General features: G+C 66.2%; 19 protein-coding genes. 16 read left to right on the top strand and 3 right to left on the bottom strand.

Translation table 11 applies throughout. The annotated features are described in order from the left end of the window. Positions 1 to 108 precede the first annotated feature (108 nt). From lipA to JQ639_RS00605, 3 genes are read left to right on the top strand one after another with little or no spacing between them, the layout of a single operon-like run. Positions 109 to 1,068, top strand: coding sequence for a lipoyl synthase (lipA, locus tag JQ639_RS00615; RefSeq protein ID WP_211970006.1), 960 nt, complete (start codon positions 109 to 111; stop codon positions 1,066 to 1,068). 24 nt (positions 1,069 to 1,092) lie between these two features. Beyond that, positions 1,093 to 1,629 carry a P-loop NTPase family protein gene (locus JQ639_RS00610; RefSeq protein ID WP_211970005.1) on the top strand — a complete coding sequence of 179 codons (537 nt, stop codon included), beginning with the start codon at positions 1,093 to 1,095 and terminating at the stop codon, positions 1,627 to 1,629. A gap of 2 nt (positions 1,630 to 1,631) precedes the next feature. Next, complete coding sequence (locus JQ639_RS00605) at positions 1,632 to 2,099, top strand: type II toxin-antitoxin system RatA family toxin (protein WP_211970004.1); 468 nt, start codon at positions 1,632 to 1,634, stop codon at positions 2,097 to 2,099. Here JQ639_RS00605 and JQ639_RS00600 read toward each other — a convergent pair. Continuing rightward, complete coding sequence (locus JQ639_RS00600) at positions 2,002 to 2,604, bottom strand: CinA family protein (protein ID WP_211970003.1); 603 nt, start codon at positions 2,602 to 2,604, stop codon at positions 2,002 to 2,004. The two genes, JQ639_RS00605 and JQ639_RS00600, sit on opposite strands and share 98 nt — an antisense overlap. Positions 2,605 to 2,638: 34 nt before the next feature. Further along, positions 2,639 to 3,820, bottom strand: a complete 1,182-nt coding sequence (locus tag JQ639_RS00595; protein ID WP_211970157.1) for a bifunctional 2-C-methyl-D-erythritol 4-phosphate cytidylyltransferase/2-C-methyl-D-erythritol 2,4-cyclodiphosphate synthase — start codon at positions 3,818 to 3,820, stop codon at positions 2,639 to 2,641. 372 nt (positions 3,821 to 4,192) lie between these two features. Here JQ639_RS00595 and dusB point away from each other — a divergent pair, with 372 nt between their 5' ends. The 8 genes from dusB to JQ639_RS00555 all read left to right on the top strand — a co-directional run bounded on the left by dusB (position 4,193) and on the right by JQ639_RS00555 (position 15,324). Continuing rightward, positions 4,193 to 5,242, top strand: coding sequence for a tRNA dihydrouridine synthase DusB (dusB, locus tag JQ639_RS00590; RefSeq protein WP_211970002.1), 1,050 nt, complete (start codon positions 4,193 to 4,195; stop codon positions 5,240 to 5,242). After that, entirely contained in the window at positions 5,239 to 6,435 is a 1,197-nt protein-coding gene (locus JQ639_RS00585) for a two-component system sensor histidine kinase NtrB (protein WP_211970001.1), read from the top strand. Before dusB ends, JQ639_RS00585 begins: the two co-directional genes overlap by 4 nt. A 12-nt stretch (positions 6,436 to 6,447) precedes the next feature. Beyond that, complete coding sequence (gene ntrC / locus JQ639_RS00580; RefSeq protein ID WP_211970000.1) at positions 6,448 to 7,890, top strand: nitrogen regulation protein NR(I); 1,443 nt, start codon at positions 6,448 to 6,450, stop codon at positions 7,888 to 7,890. Between the two features lie 212 nt (positions 7,891 to 8,102). Then, positions 8,103 to 10,382 (top strand): sensor histidine kinase NtrY-like, encoded by a 2,280-nt coding sequence (locus JQ639_RS00575; protein ID WP_211969999.1) that lies wholly within the window; start codon positions 8,103 to 8,105, stop codon positions 10,380 to 10,382. Continuing rightward, positions 10,375 to 11,742: a nitrogen assimilation response regulator NtrX gene (gene ntrX / locus JQ639_RS00570; protein WP_211969998.1), complete on the top strand. Its 1,368-nt coding sequence runs from the start codon at positions 10,375 to 10,377 to the stop codon at positions 11,740 to 11,742. Before JQ639_RS00575 ends, ntrX begins: the two co-directional genes overlap by 8 nt. Before the next feature lie 353 nt (positions 11,743 to 12,095). Beyond that, positions 12,096 to 12,344: an RNA chaperone Hfq gene (gene hfq / locus JQ639_RS00565; protein WP_006020546.1), complete on the top strand. Its 249-nt coding sequence runs from the start codon at positions 12,096 to 12,098 to the stop codon at positions 12,342 to 12,344. A gap of 11 nt (positions 12,345 to 12,355) precedes the next feature. Then, positions 12,356 to 13,729 carry a GTPase HflX gene (gene hflX / locus JQ639_RS00560; RefSeq protein ID WP_211969997.1) on the top strand — a complete coding sequence of 458 codons (1,374 nt, stop codon included), beginning with the start codon at positions 12,356 to 12,358 and terminating at the stop codon, positions 13,727 to 13,729. A 125-nt stretch (positions 13,730 to 13,854) separates the two neighbouring features. Beyond that, a complete protein-coding gene (locus JQ639_RS00555; RefSeq protein ID WP_211969996.1) occupies positions 13,855 to 15,324 on the top strand; it encodes an NAD-dependent succinate-semialdehyde dehydrogenase in 1,470 nt (489 codons plus the stop codon). A 48-nt stretch (positions 15,325 to 15,372) separates the two neighbouring features. Here JQ639_RS00555 and mazG read toward each other — a convergent pair whose 3' ends face one another. Beyond that, complete coding sequence (gene mazG / locus JQ639_RS00550) at positions 15,373 to 16,194, bottom strand: nucleoside triphosphate pyrophosphohydrolase (RefSeq protein WP_211969995.1); 822 nt, start codon at positions 16,192 to 16,194, stop codon at positions 15,373 to 15,375. Positions 16,195 to 16,371: 177 nt separating this feature from the next. Here mazG and queC point away from each other — a divergent pair, with 177 nt between their 5' ends. The 5 genes from queC to JQ639_RS00525 all read left to right on the top strand — a co-directional run bounded on the left by queC (position 16,372) and on the right by JQ639_RS00525 (position 21,907). Continuing rightward, positions 16,372 to 17,106 (top strand): 7-cyano-7-deazaguanine synthase QueC, encoded by a 735-nt coding sequence (gene queC / locus JQ639_RS00545; RefSeq protein ID WP_211969994.1) that lies wholly within the window; start codon positions 16,372 to 16,374, stop codon positions 17,104 to 17,106. After that, positions 17,103 to 17,663, top strand: a complete 561-nt coding sequence (locus JQ639_RS00540) for a VUT family protein (RefSeq protein WP_211969993.1) — start codon at positions 17,103 to 17,105, stop codon at positions 17,661 to 17,663. The genes queC and JQ639_RS00540 overlap by 4 nt, the downstream gene beginning before the upstream one ends. A gap of 131 nt (positions 17,664 to 17,794) precedes the next feature. Then, positions 17,795 to 19,600 carry a gamma-glutamyltransferase family protein gene (locus tag JQ639_RS00535; protein ID WP_211969992.1) on the top strand — a complete coding sequence of 602 codons (1,806 nt, stop codon included), beginning with the start codon at positions 17,795 to 17,797 and terminating at the stop codon, positions 19,598 to 19,600. 14 nt (positions 19,601 to 19,614) lie between these two features. Continuing rightward, positions 19,615 to 20,325 carry a DUF1028 domain-containing protein gene (locus JQ639_RS00530; protein ID WP_211969991.1) on the top strand — a complete coding sequence of 237 codons (711 nt, stop codon included), beginning with the start codon at positions 19,615 to 19,617 and terminating at the stop codon, positions 20,323 to 20,325. Positions 20,326 to 20,392: 67 nt separating this feature from the next. After that, the gene (locus JQ639_RS00525; protein ID WP_211969990.1) at positions 20,393 to 21,907 is read left to right on the top strand and encodes an ABC transporter substrate-binding protein; all 1,515 of its coding nucleotides are present in this window, start codon (positions 20,393 to 20,395) and stop codon (positions 21,905 to 21,907) included. The last annotated feature ends 7 nt before the right edge of the window (positions 21,908 to 21,914 follow it).

Below are 21,914 nucleotides of genomic sequence, written 5' to 3'. Positions count from 1 at the left end.
ACCGGGGATGAGGCTATGCTAGGGTGGGTTGCAGGATAGCATGCCGCTGGCTGGTTGCAGCGGGCCGCCGCAGGGCCTAGGTAGAGCCCTCGCCAAGACAGGTCTTCCATGGTTGTTCTGATCGACACGGTTTCCGACAAGCAGGTGCGTCCGCGCCACCCGGAAAAAGCCCACCGGCCTGACGCCCAGTCGCCGCCGAAGCCCGACTGGATCCGCGTCCGGGCGCCGAACACCCGCGGCTATGCGGACACGCGCAAGATCGTCAAGGAAAACGGCCTGGTCACGGTCTGCGAGGAGGCCGGCTGCCCCAACATTGGCGAGTGCTGGGACAAGAAGCACGCCACCTTCATGATCATGGGCGACACCTGCACGCGCGCCTGTGCCTTCTGCAACGTCAAGACCGGCATGCCCGACGGGCTCGATCCGCAGGAGCCGGAGCATGTCGCCGAGGCCGTGCGCAAGCTCGGGCTCGCCCATGTCGTCATCACCTCGGTGGACCGCGACGACCTCGCCGACGGCGGCGCCGAGCATTTCGCCCGCACCATTCGTGCGATCCGCGCCCAGTGCCCGACCACGACCATCGAAATCCTCACCCCGGACTTCCTAAGGAAGGACGGCGCGCTGGAGGTGGTGGTGGCCGCAAGGCCCGACGTCTTCAACCACAACCTCGAGACCGTGCCGTCGGGCTATCTCACCGTCCGTCCGGGCGCGCGCTACTTCCATTCGATCCGGCTGCTGCAACGGGTCAAGGAGATCGATCCGACGATCTTCACCAAGTCCGGCATCATGGTGGGGCTTGGCGAGGAGCGGCACGAAGTGCTGCAGGTGATGGACGACCTGCGGTCGGCCGACGTCGACTTCCTGACCATCGGCCAGTACCTGCAGCCGACGCGCAAGCATCACGCCGTGATGCGCTACGTCACGCCGGACGAGTTCGCCGGTTATGAGAAGGTCGCCTACACCAAGGGCTTCCTGATGGTGTCGGCGAGCCCGCTGACGCGCTCGTCGCATCATGCCGGCGAGGACTTCGCCCGGCTGAAGGCCGCGCGCGAGGCGCGCACGGCATAATCAGGCGGCTTCGGACCACTCATCATGCGCCGCGTGCTGGTTCTGGGATCTTCGGGATCCGGCAAATCGACATTCGCCAGACGGCTGTCGCAGGCGACAGGCCTGCCGATGGTCTCGATCGACGCGCTGTACTGGCAGCCCGGCTGGCAGCCATCGGAGCCGGGCCCGTTCGAGCAGCAAATGACACAGACGGCTGAGCAGCCGGAATGGATCATCGACGGCAACTATCTCAGTCAGGGCGCCGGCCTGCTGCGTCGCACGCTGGCCGACACCATCTTCTGGTTCGACCTGCCGCGCCGTGTCTGCATGACCGGAATCCTGCTGCGTATCCTGCGCAGCTACGGCAAGGTCCGCCCCGAAATGGCCGCAGGCTGTCCGGAGCGGCTCGACCTCGAATTCATCCGCTATGTCTGGACCTACCGCGCCAGGCAGCGGCCGAAACTGCTGGCCTTTTTCAAGGGACTGCGCCCAGACCAGCACTTCGTGCGCTTCGCCAGCCGCAGCGAAGCCGACCAGTATCTCGCCAGCCGGTCGACCGCTGCCGTGACGATCGGAGCCTGAGCGTGCCGCAATTTTCCAACCGCCGCCGCGTCCAGCACAACGCCGAGCAGATGTTCGATCTGGTCGCCGACGTCGAGCGTTATCCCGAATTCGTGCCGCTATGCGAGGCGCTGAAGGTGCGCAGCCGCACCCCGAAGGAGGACGGCACCGAGGTCGTGGTCGCCGACATGACCGTGTCGTTCAAGCTGGTGCGTGAGCGCTTCACCAGTCGCGTGACGCTGGATCGTCCAAATCTGAAGATCATGGTCGAGTATCTGCAGGGGCCGTTCAGCCGCCTCGAGAACCGCTGGACGTTCGAGCCGACAGGCGAGGCCACCTGCAACGTCGGCTTCTTCATCTCCTACGAATTCAAGAGCCGGATGCTCGCCATGCTCATGGGCGCGATGTTCGACGCCGCGTTCCAGCGCTTTGCCGCGGCTTTCGAGAAGCGTGCCGACGTGATCTATGGGCGGCAGCGCGCGGGCGCTTGACCGCGCTCGACGGACCGCGCGCCAGTTCGGCCAGCAGCTTCAACGCCTCGATCACCGACGACTGGCGCACGACGCTGCGCCCGACCGCGCCGAAACGCTTCTCGCGGGAGACGATCCGGCCGTCCCGGGCGGCGACCGCAAAATGCACGAGGCCAACCGGCTTGCCGGGCGTCGCGCCGCCAGGGCCGGCGATGCCGGTGATGGACACCGCGAGATCGACATCCGCCGTCTCCAGCGCACCCACCGCCATCGAAATCGCGGTCTCCTTGCTGACTGCGCCGAAGGTCTCCAGCGTCGACGCCGACACGCCGAGCATTTCGCGCTTGGCCTCGTTGGAATAGGTGACGAAGCCGCGGTCGATCACGTCCGACGAGCCGGGGATTTCGGTCAGGGCGCCGGCGACGAGGCCACCGGTGCAGGACTCGGCGGTCGCGATCGTCAGCTTGCGCATCCGGCACAGGTCGAGCAGGGAGCGGGCGAGGGCGCGAGGATCGCGGCTGGTCATGTCAGGCGCTCCGGCTCCATGCGGTCATCCGTGCTCAGTCGGTCCAGGGCAGGCGCACGGTCGCACTCGCCGTGGCGGCAATGCCTTCCTGACGACCGGTGAAGCCGAGCTTCTCGCTGGTGGTGGCCTTGACCGCCACGCGCGTGAGCGGCAACCCCGTGATCTCGGCGATGCGCGCGCGCATCGCGTCGCGCAGCGGACCAATCTTGGGCGTCTCGCAGATCATGGTGACTTCGAGATGCGCGACACGGCCGCCGCGGGCGGCGACCCGGTCCATGGCGTAGGCCAGGAACTTGTCGGACGCGGCGCCCTTCCACTGCGGATCGCTCGGCGGGAAGTGCGAGCCGATATCCCCGTCGGCGAGCGCGCCCAGAATGGCGTCGACGATGGCATGCAGACCGACGTCGCCGTCGGAATGAGCCAGGAAGCCGCGGCTGTAAGGCACCCGCACCCCGCACAGCATGACGTGATCGCCGTCGCCGAAGGCATGCACGTCATAGCCGGTGCCGACACGGATGTCGCCGAGCGCGGCGCCGAGGCGGGCTTCCTCGCGGGCGAAGTCTTCGGGAGTGGTCAGCTTCATGTTCGCAACATCGCCTTCAAAGGTCACAACCGTCAATCCCGCCCACTCGGCGAGCGCGGCATCGTCGGTGAAATCATCACGCCCCTCGCGCGCGGCACGCCGATGCGCCTCGAGGATCACGTCGAAGCGAAACGCCTGCGGTGTCTGCGCAATGCGCAGCGTCGCGCGGTCCGGCGTCGCGGCAACCGCGCCCGCGGCGTCGACCTGCTTGATGGTGTCGGTCACGGCGACCACCGGGATCGCGGCACCGGTCTGGCCCGCCGCGGCGATCGCCCGCGTGATCACCGCCTCGGTGACGAAGGCACGCGCAGCGTCATGGATCAGCACGATGTCCGGCGCGTCGGCCGCGAGCGCCTCGAGGCCGGCGCGGACCGAAGCCTGGCGCGTGGTGCCACCGGCGACGGCCGGACGACAGGTCAGTCCCTGGATGGCTTCGTCGAAGATCGCGGCATCGTCGGCATGGCGCACCGGCTGGACCGCGATGATGCCGGAATGAGCACAGAATGGCGCCATCGCCCGGGCCACCACGGTGCGGCCGGCAATGGAGCGGAATTGCTTCGGCCCGCCGGGGCCGGCGCGCAGGCCGCGCCCCGCGGCGACGATGATGGCGGCGGCTTTCGGTCGATTCGTCATGAAATATCTGTCTTTGAAGCGTGTTATGGATGGAGGAGCGGGGTGGAGTCGGTTTCCGGACCAGCCCATAGCATGACGGCGACGAAAACAGCACGCCTCCTCCTTTTGTTGACCTGCGGTGGGGACGGCGAGGGCGGCGCGGCGGACCCAATTCCGCCCTTGTCTAACCCCTATGATTTTTCGGGATATTTCCCTGTACGCCTGCAGCATGAATAGGCACATGGTCGCAGTTGCGCGAAATCGGTGCATTTTGCTGCGCTGCACTTGCATGCAAACGAGATTTGGCTAAACTGTAGGCAAGGCGCGCGAATGCTCAAAATTTGCGCGATGCAATAGCCGCAATGTCGCGGCAGTGGTGAAACGAGAAGAGCTTTGTCAGAGCCTGTGCTTCAGGATCCATCGCCGACGCAGCGACCGCCTGTCGCCATCGGCGACATCGCGATCGGCAACCGCGTGCTGCTGGCGCCGATGACCGGGATTACCGACGCCCCGTTCCGCCGCCTCGTGGCCGAACTCGGCGTCGGGCTCGTGGTGTCGGAAATGACCGCGAGCGAAGACCTGGCGCAGGGCATGCCGCGTTCGCAGTTGCGGTGCGAGGCGGCCGGCATCGGCCCGCATGTCGTGCAGCTTGCCGGCTGCGAAGCCCACTGGATGGCGGAAGGCGCGAAGATTGCCGCCGACGCCGGCGCCGACATCATCGACATCAACATGGGATGCCCGGCCCGCCATGTCACCGGCGGCCAGTCCGGCTCGGCGCTGATGCGCGACCTCGATCATGCGCTGACACTGATCGAAGCCACGGTCGCTGCCGTCGATGTTCCGGTCACCCTCAAGATGCGACTCGGCTGGGACGAGCGTTCGCTCAATGCACCGGAGCTTGCCCGCCGCGCACAGGATGCCGGCGTGCACATGATCACGGTGCACGGCCGTACCCGCTGCCAGTTCTACAAGGGTCAGGCTGACTGGCGCGCGGTCCGCGCCGTCCGCGACGCGACCGACCTGCCGCTGGTGGTCAACGGCGACATCACGTCATTCGGGCAGGCCGTGGCCGCGCTCGAACAGTCGGGCGCCGATGCGGTGATGATCGGCCGGGGCTCGCAGGGGCAGCCGTGGCTTCCTGGCCAGATCGGCCGCCGCTTCGAAACCGGTGTCGCGGAAGAGGCGCCCGAACTCGCGGTCCAGCTCGGCTACATCAGCCGGCTGTACGACGACGTGCTCGCCCACTACGGCGTGCGAATCGGGCTGCGCCACGCACGCAAGCATCTTGGTTGGGCACTCGATGCCGCCGCTGCAACCAGCGGTGCTTCAACCGACACTCTCAGGCGCTGGCGCAGTGAGATCCTCACCGCCGAGGAGCCTGACGCGGTGCGCCGCTCGCTGCGCGCCGCTTTCGATGACTTTGCCTGGAGATCCGCCGCATGAGCACGGCCGTCGAGCACCGATCGCAGTTGCGGCCCGATAGCGAGGCCATCCTCAACGCTCTGCCGAACCCGGTGATGCTGGTCGCACCGGACGGCAAGATCGTCGACGCCAACAACGCCGCCGAGGCCTTCTTCGAAACATCGATCCAGTTGCTGCAGCGCCAGTCGCTGAAGGAACTCGTGCCGTTCGGCAGCCCGTTGCTCGCGCTGATCGACCAGGTGCGGCAGAGCAATTCGCCGGTCAACGAGTACAAGGTCGATCTCGGCACGCCGCGCATGGGCGGCGATCGCCAGGTCGATCTGCATGTCGCGCCGCTCAACGAGAAGCCGGGGCACATTGTCGTCATGCTGCAGGAGCGCAGCATCGCCGACAAGATGGACCGCCAGCTCACCCATCGCAGCGCCGCACGCTCGGTGATCGCGCTCGCTGCGATGCTCGCCCACGAGATCAAGAACCCGCTGTCCGGCATCCGCGGCGCAGCACAACTGCTGGAGCAGGCGGCCTCGCCCGAAGACCGCACCCTGACGCGCCTGATCTGCGACGAAGCCGATCGCATCGTCACGCTGGTCGACCGCATGGAGGTATTCGGCGACGAGCGCCCGGTGACACGTGGTCCCGTCAACATCCATTCGGTGCTGGATCACGTCAAGCGGCTGGCGCAGTCGGGCTTTGCCCGCGACATCCGCTTCATCGAAGATTACGACCCGTCGCTGCCGCCGGTCCTCGCGAACCAGGACCAGTTGATCCAGGTATTCCTCAATCTGGTGAAAAACGCTGCAGAAGCCGTGATGGACATGGGCAGCGATGCCGAGATCCAGCTCACGACCGCATTCCGTCCGGGCGTGCGGCTATCGATTCCCGGCAAGAAGTCACGGGTGTCGCTGCCGCTCGAATTCTGCGTCAAGGACAACGGGCCTGGCGTGCCCGACGACCTCATGCCGAACCTGTTTGATCCCTTCGTCACCACCAAGCCGACCGGAAGTGGCCTCGGTCTTGCTTTGGTCGCGAAGATCGTTGGCGACCACGGCGGCATCATCGAATGTGAATCGGTGCCACGGAAGACCACCTTCCGCGTGCTGTTGCCGATGTTCAACGAAGCCAAGAGCGACATCAAGAACGACAGCAAGCACGACACGAGCACTGGCGGCGACGGACCGGGAACGTCGACGTCAACCTCACAGCGCGCAAGATGAGGACTTTCAAAAATGCCCGCAGGTAGCATACTGGTCGCCGACGACGATACCGCGATCCGCACGGTATTGAATCAGGCGCTGTCGCGCGCCGGATACGAGGTGCGGTTGACAGGAAACGCGGCCACCCTGTGGCGCTGGGTCAGCCAGGGCGAGGGCGACCTCGTCATCACCGACGTGGTGATGCCCGACGAGAACGCGTTCGACCTGCTGCCGCGGATCAAGAAGCTCCGTCCCAATCTGCCGGTCATCGTAATGAGCGCGCAGAACACCTTCATGACCGCGATCCGCGCCTCCGAGCGCGGCGCCTATGAATACCTGCCCAAGCCGTTCGACCTCAAGGAACTGATCGCCATCGTCGGCCGCGCGCTGGCCGAACCGAAGGAGAGGGCGGCGCATCACCCCGAGGACAACGAGTTCGATTCCATCCCGCTGGTCGGCCGCTCGCCGGCGATGCAGGAAATCTACCGGGTGCTCGCCCGCCTGATGCAGACCGACCTCACGGTGATGATCTCCGGCGAGTCCGGCACCGGCAAGGAACTGGTGGCGCGGGCGCTGCACGACTACGGCAAGCGCCGCAACGGCCCCTTCGTCGCGGTCAACATGGCGGCGATCCCGCGCGACCTCATCGAGTCCGAACTGTTCGGCCATGAGCGTGGCGCCTTCACCGGCGCCAACAGCCGCGCCACCGGCCGCTTCGAGCAGGCCGAAGGCGGCACGCTGTTCCTCGACGAGATCGGCGACATGCCGATGGAGGCGCAGACGCGCCTGCTGCGCGTGCTGCAGCAGGGCGAGTACACGACGGTGGGCGGCCGCACGCCGATCAAGACCGACGTGCGCATCGTCGCCGCCAGCAACAAGGACCTGCGGATCCTGATCCAGCAGGGCCTGTTCCGCGAGGATCTGTTCTTCCGCCTCAACGTCGTGCCGCTGCGGCTGCCGCCGCTGCGCGAGCGCATCGAGGACCTGCCGGACCTCGTCCGCCACTTCTTTGCCCTCGCCGAGAAGGACGGCCTGCCGTCCAAGAAGCTCGACGCCCAGGCGCTGGAGCGCATGAAGCAGCACCGCTGGCCGGGCAACGTGCGCGAGCTCGAAAACCTCGCCCGGCGGCTCGCCGCGCTGTATCCCCAGGATGTCATCACCGCATCGGTCATCGAGGGCGAACTGGCGCCGCCGGCCGTGGCTTCGGGCAACGGGGCGCCCCAGAGCGTCGAAAACCTCGGAGGCGCCGTCGAAATGTACCTGGCGTCGCACTTCGCCGGTTTTCCCAACGGCATGCCGCCGCCCGGGCTCTATCACCGCATCCTGCGCGAGATCGAGGTGCCGCTGCTCACCGCAGCCCTTGCGGTCACCCGGGGAAACCAGATTCGGGCTGCCGATCTGCTGGGCCTCAACCGCAACACCCTGCGAAAGAAGATTCGGGACCTCGACATCCAGGTGTTCCGGACCGGCGGCTGACCGTCGACGGCTTTTGCACAGGATATGCGGCCGGAATCGCGGTCGCAGATAGCCGAACGGGTTATTTCCGGGCATGAGGCGCCGCGGAAATGTCGCAATTGAGCAACAATGTTGTATAGTTGCATCAGTTAATTGCGGTCCGACGTCCGCCGAAAGGCGGACTTGTTGTGCCGCCACCCGTTAGCTGACCTTGGCAAAGTCGTATCCTCGGAATGACCAGCGCAGACACGTCAGCCCAGACGCTCGACCCCTCGTTCGCCGAACCGCGCGGCTGGCCACTGCAGCGGTGGGTCGTGCCGTTCGCCGTCGGCGTCGCGCTGCTGTCGGCCTTCCTGACCTTTGTCGTCCTGACCGAACTCACGCCGATCCGCGCCACCGACAAGGTCGTCACCACCTTCCTGGCGATCAACACCGGCACCATCCTGATGCTGGTCGCCATTTTCATTCGCGAGATCTGGAAGGTCGTCCAGGCCCGCCGGCGCGGCCGCGCCGCGGCCCGCCTGCATGTCCAGATCGTCGCGCTCTTCTCGTTCATCGCCGTGCTGCCTGCGGTGCTGGTGTCGATCGTCGCCAATGTCACCATCGACCGCGGCCTCGACCGTCTGTTCTCGGTGCGGACCAAGGCCGTCATCGAGAACTCGCTGACGGTTGCCAAGGCCTACCTCAACGAACATGCCCAGTTGATCGGCGGCGACGTAATGGGAATGGCCGCGGACCTCGCGCGGGCTCGCCCGCTGTTCGACCAGGACCGCGTCTCATTCACCAACCTGCTGACGTCGGATGCGACCACGCGGAACCTGCCGAGCGCAATGCTCATCGACAAGGATGGCAACAGCCTGGTGAGCGCCCAGACCGGCATCCAGCAGAACTTCGCGGCGCCGCGCACTGACTTCCTCGCCAAGGTCGGCGAGGACCAGCCCGAGATCGCGGTCATCACCGAGGGTAACTATGTCGCCGCGGTGATCCGCCTACGGGCGTTCTCCGACACGTTCCTGTATGTTGCGCGGCTGCTCGATCCACGCGTGGTCACGCTGGTGCATGAGACGCAGGAGGGCGCCGCGCTCTACGCCGCGCTGGAAACGCGCAGGCTCGGCATCCAGGTGGCCTTCGCGCTGATGTTCACGGTGATCGCGCTGACCGTGCTGATGTCGGCGGTGCTGATCGGCCTGAATTTCGCCAACTGGCTGGTCGCGCCGATCCGACGGCTGATGAGCGCGGCCAATCTGGTGTCGACCGGCGACCTCCATGTCCAGGTTCCGGTGGTCAAGTCGGAGGGCGATCTCGCCCATCTCGGCGAGACCTTCAACAAGATGACCCAGGAACTGCGCACCCAGCGCGACGAACTGGTCAATGCCAGCGAAGTGATCGACAGCCGCCGGCGCTTCATCGAGGCCGTGCTGTCGTCGGCGAGCGCCGGCATCGTCGGCGTCGACGCCTCCGGCAATGTCGGCATTCTCAACCGCTCGGCCGAAAAGCTGATCGGGCACTCCGAATCGGAGACCCTCGGTCACCCGCTGTCCGAGGTGCTGCCCGAACTCAACGAGATGATGGCGAACGCCCGTGAAGGCGCGCAGCGCCTGGTGCAGGGTCAGGTCACGGTCAGCCGCAACAGCTTCGAGCGCAACCTGTCGGTGCGCATCAGTGCCGAGCAGAACAATCCGGCGCGCGACAGCTACATCATCACCCTCGACGACATCACCGAACTCGTCGCCGCCCAGCGTACATCGGCATGGGGCGACGTCGCCCGCCGCATCGCCCACGAGATCAAGAACCCGCTGACCCCGATTCAGCTGTCCGCCGAGCGCATCCGCCGCAAGTTCGGCAAGGTGATCGTCGAGGACAAGCCGATCTTCGAGCAGTGCACCGACACCATCGTGCGTCAGGTCGACGACATCCGCCGCATGGTCGACGAGTTCTCGCGCTTTGCCCGCATGCCCAAGCCGGTCATGGAGAGTGAGGACGTCGCCGACACCGTGCGCCAGGTCGTCTTCCTGATGCGGGTCGGCCATCCCGACATCGATATCGAGGCGGAGATTAGGGAAGATCCGATGCGGGCGCGGTTCGATCGCCGCCTGATCTCGCAGGCATTGCAGAACATCATCAAGAACGCGACTGAGGCGATCGGCGCGGTGCCGCAGGAAGAGCTCGGCCGCGGCCGTATCGAGGTGATCGCGGACAGGGACGGCGACGACATCGTCCTCGATGTCGTCGACAACGGCATCGGCTTGCCAAAGGAGAGCCGCTCGCGGCTGCTCGAGCCGTATGTCACCACCCGCGAGAAGGGCACTGGACTTGGTCTCGCCATCGTCGGGCGCGTGTTGGAAGACCATGGCGGACGCATCGAACTCAACGATGCGTCGAACATTCGTCCCGGCGCGCGTGGTGCCTGGATGAGACTGCGGTTTGCGGCTTCGGGACATGCTGATGGTACCGCGAAAACGGAAACAAAGGCCGAGAGGGCCCCGGAACAGGCAGGCGTGACTCATGGCTAACGAGATTCTCATCGTCGACGACGAAGCCGATATCCGCGATCTGGTGGCGGGCATCCTCGAGGACGAAGGCTTCAAGACGCGCACGGCGCGCGACAGCGACCAGGCGCTGTCGGAAATCTCCAACCGACGGCCCAGCATGGTGTTCCTGGACATCTGGCTCCAGGGCAGCAAGCTCGATGGCCTGCAGCTGCTGGAACAGGTCAAGCGCGATCACGCCGAGATGCCGGTGGTGATGATCTCCGGCCATGGCAACATTGAAACAGCCGTCGCCGCAATCAAGCGCGGTGCGTACGACTTCATCGAGAAGCCGTTCAAGGCCGACCGCCTCGTGCTGGTCGCGACCCGCGCGCTGGAAAACTCGCGTCTCAAGCGCGAGGTCCGCGAACTCAAGCAGCGCGCGCCGGTATCGAGCACGCTGGTCGGCCATTCGCCGTGCATGAACCAGTTGCGCCAGACCATCGACCGCGCCGCCAAGGCCAACAGCCGCATCATGATCGTCGGCCCATCGGGCAGCGGCAAGGAGCTCACCGCGCGCTCGCTGCACGCGATCTCGCCGCGCGCCGAAGGACCGTTCGTGGTGATCAATGCCGCAGCGATCACGCCCGAGCGCATGGAGGTCGAGCTGTTCGGCGTGGAGAATCCGGAGGAGGGCGGTCGCAAGGCGGGCGCCCTCGAGGAGGCTCACGGCGGCACGCTGTTCATCGACGAAGTCGCCGACATGCCGCGCGAGACGCAGAACAAGATCCTGCGCGTGCTCGTCGACCAGACGTTCCAGCGCGTCGGCGGCACCGCCAAGGTCAATGTCGACGTTCGCATCGTGTCATCGACCGCGCGCAACCTCGAGGTCGAGATCGCCGAGGGACGTTTCCGCGAAGATCTCTATCACCGCCTCTCCGTAGTGCCGATCCGCGTGCCGCCGCTGTCGGAACGGCGCGAAGACATTCCCGAGCTGATCACCTATTTCATGGAACAGATCTCGGCATCGACAGGCCTGCCGCGGCGCAAGATCGGCGAAGACGCCATGGCTGTGCTGCAATCGCATGTCTGGCCCGGCAACGTCCGCCAGTTGCGCAACAACGTCGAGCGCGTGATGATTCTCGCCGGCGGCGATCCGGAGGCGGTGATCTCCGCCGACATGCTGCCCCAGGATGTCGGCTCGATGGTGCCGACCATGCCGACCAGCAACAATGGCGAGCACATCATGGGCCTGCCGCTGCGGGAGGCCCGCGAGGTGTTCGAACGCGATTACCTGATCGCGCAGATCAGCCGCTTCTCCGGAAACATCTCGCGCACGGCGGAATTCGTCGGCATGGAACGCTCCGCATTGCATCGCAAGCTCAAGGCACTCGGCGTCGGCTGAGAACGATATGCCTAACGCGAACAGATTTGTTGCTGAGTGTGAATCATGAACGAGCCCGACATGCTGTGATCACAGGAGGCGCACACGTCAGCGTGCCGGATTCGGCTGCCAGCAACTTTCGAGCGTGGTTTGCCGTGCATTTTCGTTGTTTTCTTCGACAATGTGGCACGTTCGGCACAACTCATGCGCGAAGTGGACTTGCTTCTAGGAAGCGCGTGCTCTCTAATTGTACAGGTCGTGCCCGGAGGGGGATCTCGGGGGACGGCCGAAAGGTTGCAGGCTGGGGGACAGGCCGCGACCGAACCAACAAAACCGGACAAACAAAAAACCAAACAAGGCTGCGAGATAAGAAAATGGCGGCAGACCGCGCACAAAACCTCCAAGACACTTTCCTCAATCACGTTCGCAAAACCAAAACACCGCTGACCATCTTCCTGGTCAATGGCGTCAAGCTGCAGGGAATCGTCACCTGGTTCGACAATTTCTGCCTGCTGCTGCGGCGCGATGGCCATTCGCAGCTTGTCTACAAGCATGCGATCTCGACCATCATGCCGGGGGCGCCGATCCAGCTGTTCGAAGGTGGTGAGGACGCTCCAGCCTGAGACTGACCTGTTTGGAACCTCGATCCAACGACGCACGCGCGGATCGCCCGACGACGGGCTCCACCTCAACCACCGGACGGGTCATCGTCATCGGCCCGTATCTGAGAACGCGCCCCGGTGATCCGGACGCGCCTGATCGCCACAGCCGTCACATCGAGGCCCGCCTCGACGAGGCGGCTGGGCTTGCGCGCGCCATCGACCTGACGGTGGTCGAGACGATCCTGGCGCCGATCGGCCAGATTCGTCCAGCGACCTATCTCGGCAAGGGCAAGGTGGAGGAGATCGTCGGACTGGTCCGCGCCCATCACGCCGATCTCGTGGTGATGGACTGCGCACTGTCGCCGATCCAGCAGCGCAACCTCGAGAAGGAGTGGAACGCCAAGGTCCTCGACCGCACCGGCCTGATCCTTGAAATCTTCGGGCGGCGCGCCAAGACCAAGGAAGGTTCGCTCCAGGTCGAACTCGCCCATCTCAACTACCAGCGCAGCCGTCTGGTACGGTCGTGGACACATCTCGAACGCCAGCGCGGCGGATTCGGCTTCCTGGGCGGCCCCGGCGAAACCCAGATCGAGGCCGACCGCCGCATGATCGGCGAACGCATCACGCGCCTGGAGAACGAGATCAAGAAGGTCCAGGCGACGCGCCGGCTGCATCGCGCCGGACGGCGCCGCGTGCCGTACCGCGTGGTCGCGCTGGTCGGCTACACCAACGCCGGCAAGTCGACGCTGTTCAATCGTCTGACGCGCGCCGACGTCCAGGCCGCGGACATGCTGTTCGCAACCCTCGATCCGACCTTGCGCGCGTTGCATCTGCCCCATGGCGGCAAGGCGATGCTGTCGGACACGGTGGGCTTCATCTCGGACCTGCCGACCATGCTGGTCGCCGCATTCCGCGCCACCCTCGAAGAAGTGGTGGAGGCGGACGTCATCCTGCATGTGCGCGACATTTCGCACGAGGATTCCGAGGCGCAGCAGCGCGACGTCGACGCCATCCTGCAGCAGCTCGGCATCGATCCCGAAAGCGGTGAGCGCATTATCGAGGTCTGGAACAAGATCGACCGCTTCAGCGAGGAGGAGCGTACCAATCTCGCCAACGTCGTGGCGCGCCGCCCTCAGACGCGACCGAGCCTGATGGTTTCGGCGGTGACCGGCGAGGGGATCGACACCCTGCTCGCGGCGATCGAGGACCGCCTTGCCGCAACGCGCACGACCCTCGAACTCTCGATCGACGCAGCCGATGGCGCCGGGGTCAGTTGGCTGCATCGCAACGCCGAAGTGCTGGACAAGCAATTGCACGACGGCCGTTACGACATGACCGTACGGGTCGACGAGACCCGCCGGGACATGATCATCCGGCGGTTCGGCGCCGCGGTCCGTCCGGACTAACGTCGCATCGCGTCGCGTCTGGTCTCCTGACCATCGCTCGCCCGCCACAATGTTCCCAGGGCATGCCAGCCCCTGCTGATTTCGGCGGCCCGGAGACTTGACCGCTGTTCGCGGTCCGCTATCTCATGCGCGGCCAACAAAACCCCAAGGAGAGCGCCGTGACCTATCCCAATGTTCTGCTGCATATCGACGGTAAATGGCGTGGCAGCTCGTCCGGCGACACCATTCCGGTCCTCGATCCCGCGACAGAGGAAACCATCGGCACGGTGGCGCACGCCACCAAGGCCGACCTCGACGAGGCGCTGTCCGCCGCCGAGCGTGGCTTCAAGCAATGGCGCGCCGTGTCGCCGTTCGACCGCGCCAGGATCATGCACAAGGCCGCCGGCCTGATGCGCGAGCGCGCCGACACCATCGCCGTGCTGATGGTGCGCGAGCAGGGCAAGACACTCGCCGAAGCCAAGGCCGAGACCCTGTCGTCGGCCGACATCATCGAGTGGTTCGCCGAGGAGGGCCGTCGCACCTACGGCCGCATCATTCCGGCCCGCGCGCCCGGCGTCTACCAGCTCGCCATCCGTGAGCCGGTCGGCCCGGTCGCCGCCTTCACCCCCTGGAATTTCCCGATCAATCAGGTGGTCCGCAAGCTCTCCGCCGCGCTCGCGGCCGGTTGCTCGATCATCGTCAAGGCGCCCGAAGAGACCCCGGCATCGCCGGCCGAACTGATCCGCGCTTTCGTCGATGCCGGCGTGCCGGCGGGCGTGGTCAATCTCGTGTACGGCGTGCCGTCCGAGATCTCGCAGTACCTGATCCCGCATCCGGTGATCCGCAAGATCTCATTCACCGGCTCGACCAATGTCGGCAAGCAGCTCGCCGGGCTCGCCGGCCTGCACATGAAGCGTGTCACCATGGAGCTCGGCGGCCACGCGCCGGCGATCGTGTTCGACGACGCCGACGTCGACGCCGCGGCCAAGATCCTGAGCGCTGCGAAATACCGCAACGCCGGCCAGGTCTGCATTTCGCCGACCCGTTTCCTCGTGCAGAAGGACGTCTACAACAGCTTCATCGAGAAGTTCGTCGCCGGCGCCAAGAGCATCAAGGTCGGCAACGGCCTCGAGAAGGACAGCCGGATGGGTGCGCTCGCCAATCCGCGCCGCGTCACCGCGATCGAGGAGATGGTGCAAGACGCGGCCGCCAAGGGCGCCAAAATCGCGGCCGGCGGCCATCGCATCGGCAACAAGGGCTACTTCTTCGAGCCGACGGTGGTCACTGACGTGCCGGTCGACGCCCGCGCGATGAACGAGGAGCCATTCGGACCGCTGGCACTGATCTCGCCGTTCTCGACCTTCGACGAGGTGGCGAGCGAAGCCAACCGCCTGCCGTTCGGCCTCGCGTCCTACGCCTTCACCAGCTCGACCAAGACCGCGACCGCCATCGGCGCGGCGATCGAGAGCGGCATGGTGTCGATCAACAGCTTCGGCCTCGCGCTGCCGGAAGTGCCGTTCGGCGGCGTCAAGGATTCGGGCTACGGCTCCGAGGGCGGCACCGAGGCCATGGAAGGCTACCTCAACACCAAGTTCATCACCCAGACCGGCGTCTGACGCCCGGCGCGCGACAACATCCGAAAACGATCGGGGAGGCGGCGGAAGCTATTCCGCCGCCTCCTGTCGTTTGGCCTCGTTCCATAGCGCATCCATCTCGTCGAGCGTCGCGTCGACCGGCGCCACGCCGCGCGCGGCGAGGGCGTGTTCGATGAACCCGAACCGCCGCTCGAACTTGGCATTGGCGCCGCGCAACGCCGCCTCGGGATCGGCGCCGACATGACGCGCGAGATTGACCAGCACGAACATCAGGTCGCCGACTTCGGTAGCGACCTCCTCGCTCTGCCCGGCGTCGAGCGCCGCCTCGATCTCGTCGGTCTCCTCGCGGATCTTGGCGATCACCGCGCGGGCATCGTTCCAGTCGAAGCCGACCGTCGAGGCCTTGCGCTGCAGCTCGAGCGCGCGCGTGAGCGTGGGCTGCCCGGCCTTGACGCCGGAGAGGAGCGAGGGAGGCCCCGAGGCCGCCGGACGGCGCGCGGCGCGCTCGGCTTTCTCCTCCGCCTTGATGCGGCCCCAGGCGTCCTTGACCTCGTCGGGGCTGAGCTTGCCGGCGCGGTCGCCAAACACATGCGGATGGCGGCGGATCATCTTGCGGGTGATGGCCTCGACGACATCGCCGAACGCGAACACGCCCTGTTCCTGCGCCATCTGGGCGTGGAAGACGACCTGCAGCAGGAGGTCGCCGAGCTCGTCCTTGAGGTCCTCCAGGTCGCGGCGGGTGATCGCATCGACGACCTCATAGGCCTCCTCGATGGTGTAGGGCGCGATGGTCTCGAAATTCTGTTCCAGGTCCCAGGGACAGCCCGTCACGGGCGTGCGCAGCCGGGCCATGATCTCGATGAGCCGGCTGATATCGCGGGACGGGGACATGGACGACGACATCGACGACGACATGGGCACCTCGCGGAAAGATCACGTCCCTTATGCCGCAATCCGGCCGGGGCAACCACCTCCGGCCCGGGGTTGCCCACCGGTGGTACCGGCCATGCCAGGGACGTGATGCCGCCATTGTTGGTGGCGCCGGCCCGAGGTGCTATGGGCAGCGCCATGACCGAAACCGTTCACGATGCCGCCCTGGTGCTGTTCTCCGGCGGCCAGGATTCCGCGACCTGTCTTGCCTGGGCGCTGGCCCGTTTCGCCCGGGTCGAAACCGTCGGGTTTTCCTATGGGCAGCGCCATCTCGTGGAACTCGACTGCCGTGCTGCGCTGAGCGACGGCCTCCAGGCCCTCCGCCCGGACTGGAGGGGGCGGCTCGGCGAGGCTCATACGCTCGACATCCCGACGCTTGCCTCCGTCTCGGAGACCGCGCTGACCCGCGACATGGCGATCGAGATGGGGGCGGACGGGCTGCCGAATACGTTCGTGCCTGGTCGCAACCTGATCTTCCTGACGTTCGCCGCGGCACTGGCCTACCGGCGCGGCATCCGCCATGTCGTCGGCGGCATGTGCGAGACTGACTACTCCGGTTATCCCGACTGCCGCGACGAGACCATCAAGGCGCTCAATGCCGCGCTCAATCTTGGCATGGGCCGTGACTTCGAGCTGCACACGCCGCTGATGTGGCTGGACAAGGCGCAGACCTGGGCGCTCGCCCATCAACTCGGCGGCGACGGCCTCGTCGATCTGATCCGTGACCACTCGCACACCTGCTATCTCGGCGAACGCGGCGCCCGTCACGACTGGGGCTATGGCTGCGGCGAATGTCCGGCCTGCCAGCTACGTGCACGGGGCTGGGCCGGCTATGCCGCAACCGTGCAGGACGCTGGAAAGGACGCCCGATGACCACCGACCAGCGCCGCCGGACGGAAGGCCTCGCCTTCCTGATCGCCTACATCGCCTGCATCCCCGCCGCCAACTGGTTGATTCAGCATGTCGGCACCGTGTGCCCGCCTGGCGAGCCCTGCCTGATTCCGGTGGCTCCTGGAGGCTTCATGGCGCCGAGCGGTGTGCTGATGGTCGGGCTTGCGCTCGTGCTGCGCGATCTCGTGCAGCGGCGTCTCGGCGTCGGCTGGGGCCTCGGCGCCATCGTGATCGGCGCGGCGCTGTCGGCGCTGCTGGCGCCGCCCGCTCTGGTGCTGGCGTCCACCGTCGCATTTCTGCTGTCGGAGCTTGCGGACTTCGCCGTGTACACGCCACTGCAGCGGCGCGGGCTCGTGCTGGCAGTGCTGGCGAGCAGCGCCGTCGGCCTGGTGGCCGATTCCTTCCTGTTCCTGTGGCTCGCCTTCGGCAGTCTCGACTTCCTCGCAGGACAGATCATCGGCAAGGCGCTGATGGTGCTGCTGACCGTGCCGGCGATCCACTGGCTGCGCCGGCGCGACGCGCGCCTCGCACTGGCCTGAGCAGCGCGTCGGGCGCTAACGGCCGCGCAGCTCCTCAAGGGGATTTTATCCAGGACGCAGCGCACCAACGCATTGGCAGCGCTGCCGGCTTGTGGTCAAGTGCGAGCCTTGGGGCTTGCATACGAAATACCATGAGCAACATTAATCCGAACCCGTTCACGACCCGCCCCGAGATCGAGGGCACCTTCGGCGTCGTGACATCCACCCACTGGATCGCCACGGCCGTGGGCATGGCAATCCTGGAGAAGGGCGGCAACGCGTTCGACGCCGCCGTCGCGACCGCGTTCACGCTGCAGGTCGTGGAACCGCACCTCAACGGGCCGGGCGGCGATGTACCGATCATCGTCCACGATACGCGCCGTGGACGCACGGAGGTGATCTGCGGGCAGGGGCCGGCGCCCGCCGGCGCGACCATCGCGCATTACCGTGCCGAAGGCCTCGACATGGTCCCGGGAACGGGACTGCTCGCCGCCTGCGTTCCCGGCACGTTCGAGGCCTGGATGTTGTTGCTGCGCGATTACGGCACGCTGTCGCTGCGCGACGTCCTCGCGCCCGCGATCGGCTACGCCCGCAACGGCTATCCGCTGGTCGAGCGCGCCTGCGCCACCATCGCGACCGTCGAGGAGCTGTTCCGCACCCACTGGCCGACGTCGGCCGCGGTCTACCTGCCGCATGGCCGCGTGCCGGAGCCGGGGACGCTGTTCACCAACGCCACCCTTGCCGGCAGCTATGAGCGCATCCTGCGCGAGGCCGAGAGCGCCGGCAGCGACCGCATCGCGCAGATCGAGCGCGCGCGCCGAAGCTGGTCGCAGGGCTTCGTCGCCGAGGCGATAGACCGCTTCTGCCGCACACAGGACGTCATGGATGTCAGCGGCGCGCCCCATCGCGGCGTGCTGCGCGGCGACGACATGGCGCGCTGGCAGGCCCATGTCGAGGCGCCGCTGACTTACGATTACGGCCGCTACACCGTCTGCAAGGCCGGCGTCTGGAGCCAGGGGCCGGTGATGCTGCAGCAACTGGCGCTGCTCAAGGGCTTCGCCCTCGACGGGCTCGATCCCGCGGGAGCGGACTTCATCCATCTGCAGGTCGAGTGCGCCAAGCTCGCCTATGCCGATCGCGACACGTTCTATGGCGATCCCGACTTCACCGACGTGCCGATCGGCGTGCTGCTGTCCGATGCCTACAACGACGCCCGCCGCAAGCTGATTTCCGCCGACAGCGCCTCGCTCGACTATCGCCCCGGCACGGTCGATGGCGCCGGCGCGGTGGTGGAGCTGCGCCGCGCCGACGAGCAGCGCACTGCCGTGGGCGCGATGGGCGCAGGCGAGCCGACCGTCGGCCGGCTCGGCGAGGTGCGCGGCGACACCGTGCACTTCGATATCATCGACCGCGACGGCAACATGGTCTCGGCGACGCCATCCGGAGGCTGGCTGCAGTCGTCACCGGTCATTCCAGAGATCGGCTTCTGCCTTGGCAGCCGCGCCCAGATGTTCTGGCTGGAGGAGGGCCACCCCGCGGCGCTCGCGCCGGGACGGCGGCCGCGCACCACGCTCAGTCCGACCATGGCGCTGCGCGACGGCGAGCCGTATCTCGCGTGGGGCTCTCCCGGCGGCGACCAGCAGGACCAGTGGATCACCCAGTTCTTCCTGCGCCACGTCCATGCCGGCTTCAATCTTCAGGAAGCCATCGATGCTCCGGCCTGGCATTCCGAACATTTTCCGATCTCGTTCTGGCCACGCACGGCGCGTCCCGGCGTGCTGGTGCTCGAGAACCGTGTTCCGCAGGCGACGGTCGCTGAGCTGCGGCGTCGCGGCCATATCGTCGAGATCGGTCCTGACTGGTCGGAAGGCCGGCTGACCGCCGCATCCCGTGTCGGGCCGCGCCGCCGCGCCGCGGCCAACCCGCGCGGAATGCAAGGCTACGCCGCAGGACGCTAGGGGGCCAGACGCCGATGACATGGTCGATCATTGCCAGAGACCATGCCACCGGACACCTCGCCATCGCGGGCGCGACCAGGTTCTTTGCAGTCGGTGCGCGTGTGCCATTCATCGCCAGCGGCGTCGGCGCCATCGCCACGCAGGCACTGCTCAATTCGTTCTATGGCGTCGAGGGCCTCGCACTGCTGCGCCAGGGTCTTGCGCCGGCAGAGGTGGTTGCGCAACTGACAGCATCGGACGGCGGGCGCGACTACCGCCAGCTCCACATGATTGACGCCACGGGACGCATGGCAGCGCATACCGGCGCGGCCTGTGTCGGCTGGTGCGGCCACTGTACCGCCGAGGGATTTTCGATCGCCGGCAACATGCTTGCGGGACCCGAAGTCATCGATACCACGGCCGCGACCTTTGCCGCCGCCGCAGCATTGCCGCTGGCGCAGCGGCTGATCGCTGCGATGCGCGCCGGCGAAGCGGCGGGCGGTGACCGCCGCGGCCGCCAATCGGCCGCACTGCTGCTGCACGGCGACGAGCCGTGGTCCGACCTCGACCTGCGGGTCGATGACCATGAGGATCCGCTCGCCGAGCTGGCGCGGCTCGAACAGGTCAGCCGCGAGCGCTGGGTGCACTTTCGCCGCTTTCTGCCGCGCAGCGGCGATCGGGTCGGAGAAACGGACAGAACCATCATTGAAGCCGGCATCGCGCGGTCGCGGGCGGAGGAGGGCTGATGGTCCGCCTCCCGTCCGCTGCAGATGCCGGCGCCCGGCGCATGCCGGATCAGCCAGGAGGTCAGCCATGAAAATGCTTCGGCGATCGATCGCCCTCGCAACCGTCGTATTGCTGCTCGGCGCCATGTCGGCGCGCGCGCAGACCACACTGCGGATCGGCCTCGCCGAAGATCCCGACATCCTCGATCCCACCCTCGCACGCACCTATGTCGGCCGCATCGTGTTCGCAGCATTCTGCGACAAGCTGTTCGACATCGACGCGAAACTGAACATCGTCCCCCAGCTCGCGCTGTCGCACGAGACTTCAAGCGATGGCAAGGAGGTGACGCTCAAGCTACGTCCTGGCGTCAAATTCCACGACGGCGAAACATTCGATGCCGCCGCCGCCAAATTCTCGCTCGACCGCCACCTGACGCTGCCGTCGTCGTTCCGCAGGCCGGAGCTTGCCGCGGTCGATCATGTCGACATCGTCGATCCACTGACGATCAAGCTGGTGCTCAAGACCGCGTACGCGCCGCTGGTTGCCCAGCTCGCCGACCGTGCCGGCATGATGGTGTCTCCCAAAGCCGCGAAAGACGCCGGTGACAGGTTCGGACTGCATCCGGTCTGCGCCGGCCCCTACAAATTCGTCGAGCGGGTGCCGCAGGACCGCATCGTGTTCGAAAAATTCGCGGATTACTGGAACAAGGACCAGGTCTTCATCGACCGCATCGTCTACCTGCCCATCGTCGATGCGACGGTGCGCCTCGCCAACCTCAAATCCGGCGGGCTCGATATCATGGAGCGGCTGCTCGCGACCGACGTCAAGGACGTCCGCGCCGACCCGAAACTCAAACTGGCGGCCACCCTCGAACTGGGTTATCGCGGCATCACCCTCAATATCGGCAACGACAAGACAAGGGGACCGCTCAGCCAGTCCGACAAGGTCCGCCAGGCCTTCGATCTGTCGCTCGATCGCGACGCCATCAATCAGGTTGCGTTCAACGGCGAGTTCATGCCCGGCAATCAGTGGCTGAGCCCCGAGCATCCCTACTATCAGAAGGCCTTTCCCGTCCGCGGCCGCGACCTTGCCAAGGCCAGGATGCTGCTCAAGGAGGCGGGAATCTCCGGACGCATTGCCGTCGACTTCATGGTGCCCAAGGGAGCGGAGAACGAATCCGTCGCCCAGATGATCCAGGCGATGGCCGGCGAAGCCGGCTTCGATATGAAGATCCGCGTCACCGAATTCGCGACGTCGCTGAAACAGGCCGAAGCGGGCGAGTATCAGGCCTACTACCTGCAATGGAGCGGACGGGTCGATCCCGACGGCAACAGCTACATCTTCCTGAAGAGCAATGCGCCGCAAAACTACAGCTTCTATTCCAATGCCGAAGCCGACAAGCTGCTGGAAGACGCCCGGATCAGCGAAGATCCCGCGCAGCGCAAGGCGATCTATGAAAAGCTGACCGCCAGGGTGCTGAACGACGAACCGATCGTCTATATCTACCACCAGCGCATCCTGATCGCGCACACCACGCGTGTCGAAGGCTTTTCGCCGGTTCCTGACGGGCTGGTCCGGGTCGTCGGCGTCAAGCTGAAGTGACGGAGCG

It is taken from the genome of Bradyrhizobium sp. U87765 SZCCT0048, assembly GCF_018131225.1.
Taxonomy (GTDB): Bacteria; Pseudomonadota; Alphaproteobacteria; order Rhizobiales; family Xanthobacteraceae; genus Bradyrhizobium_A.
This window is presented reverse-complemented; position numbering and strand designations above follow the sequence as displayed.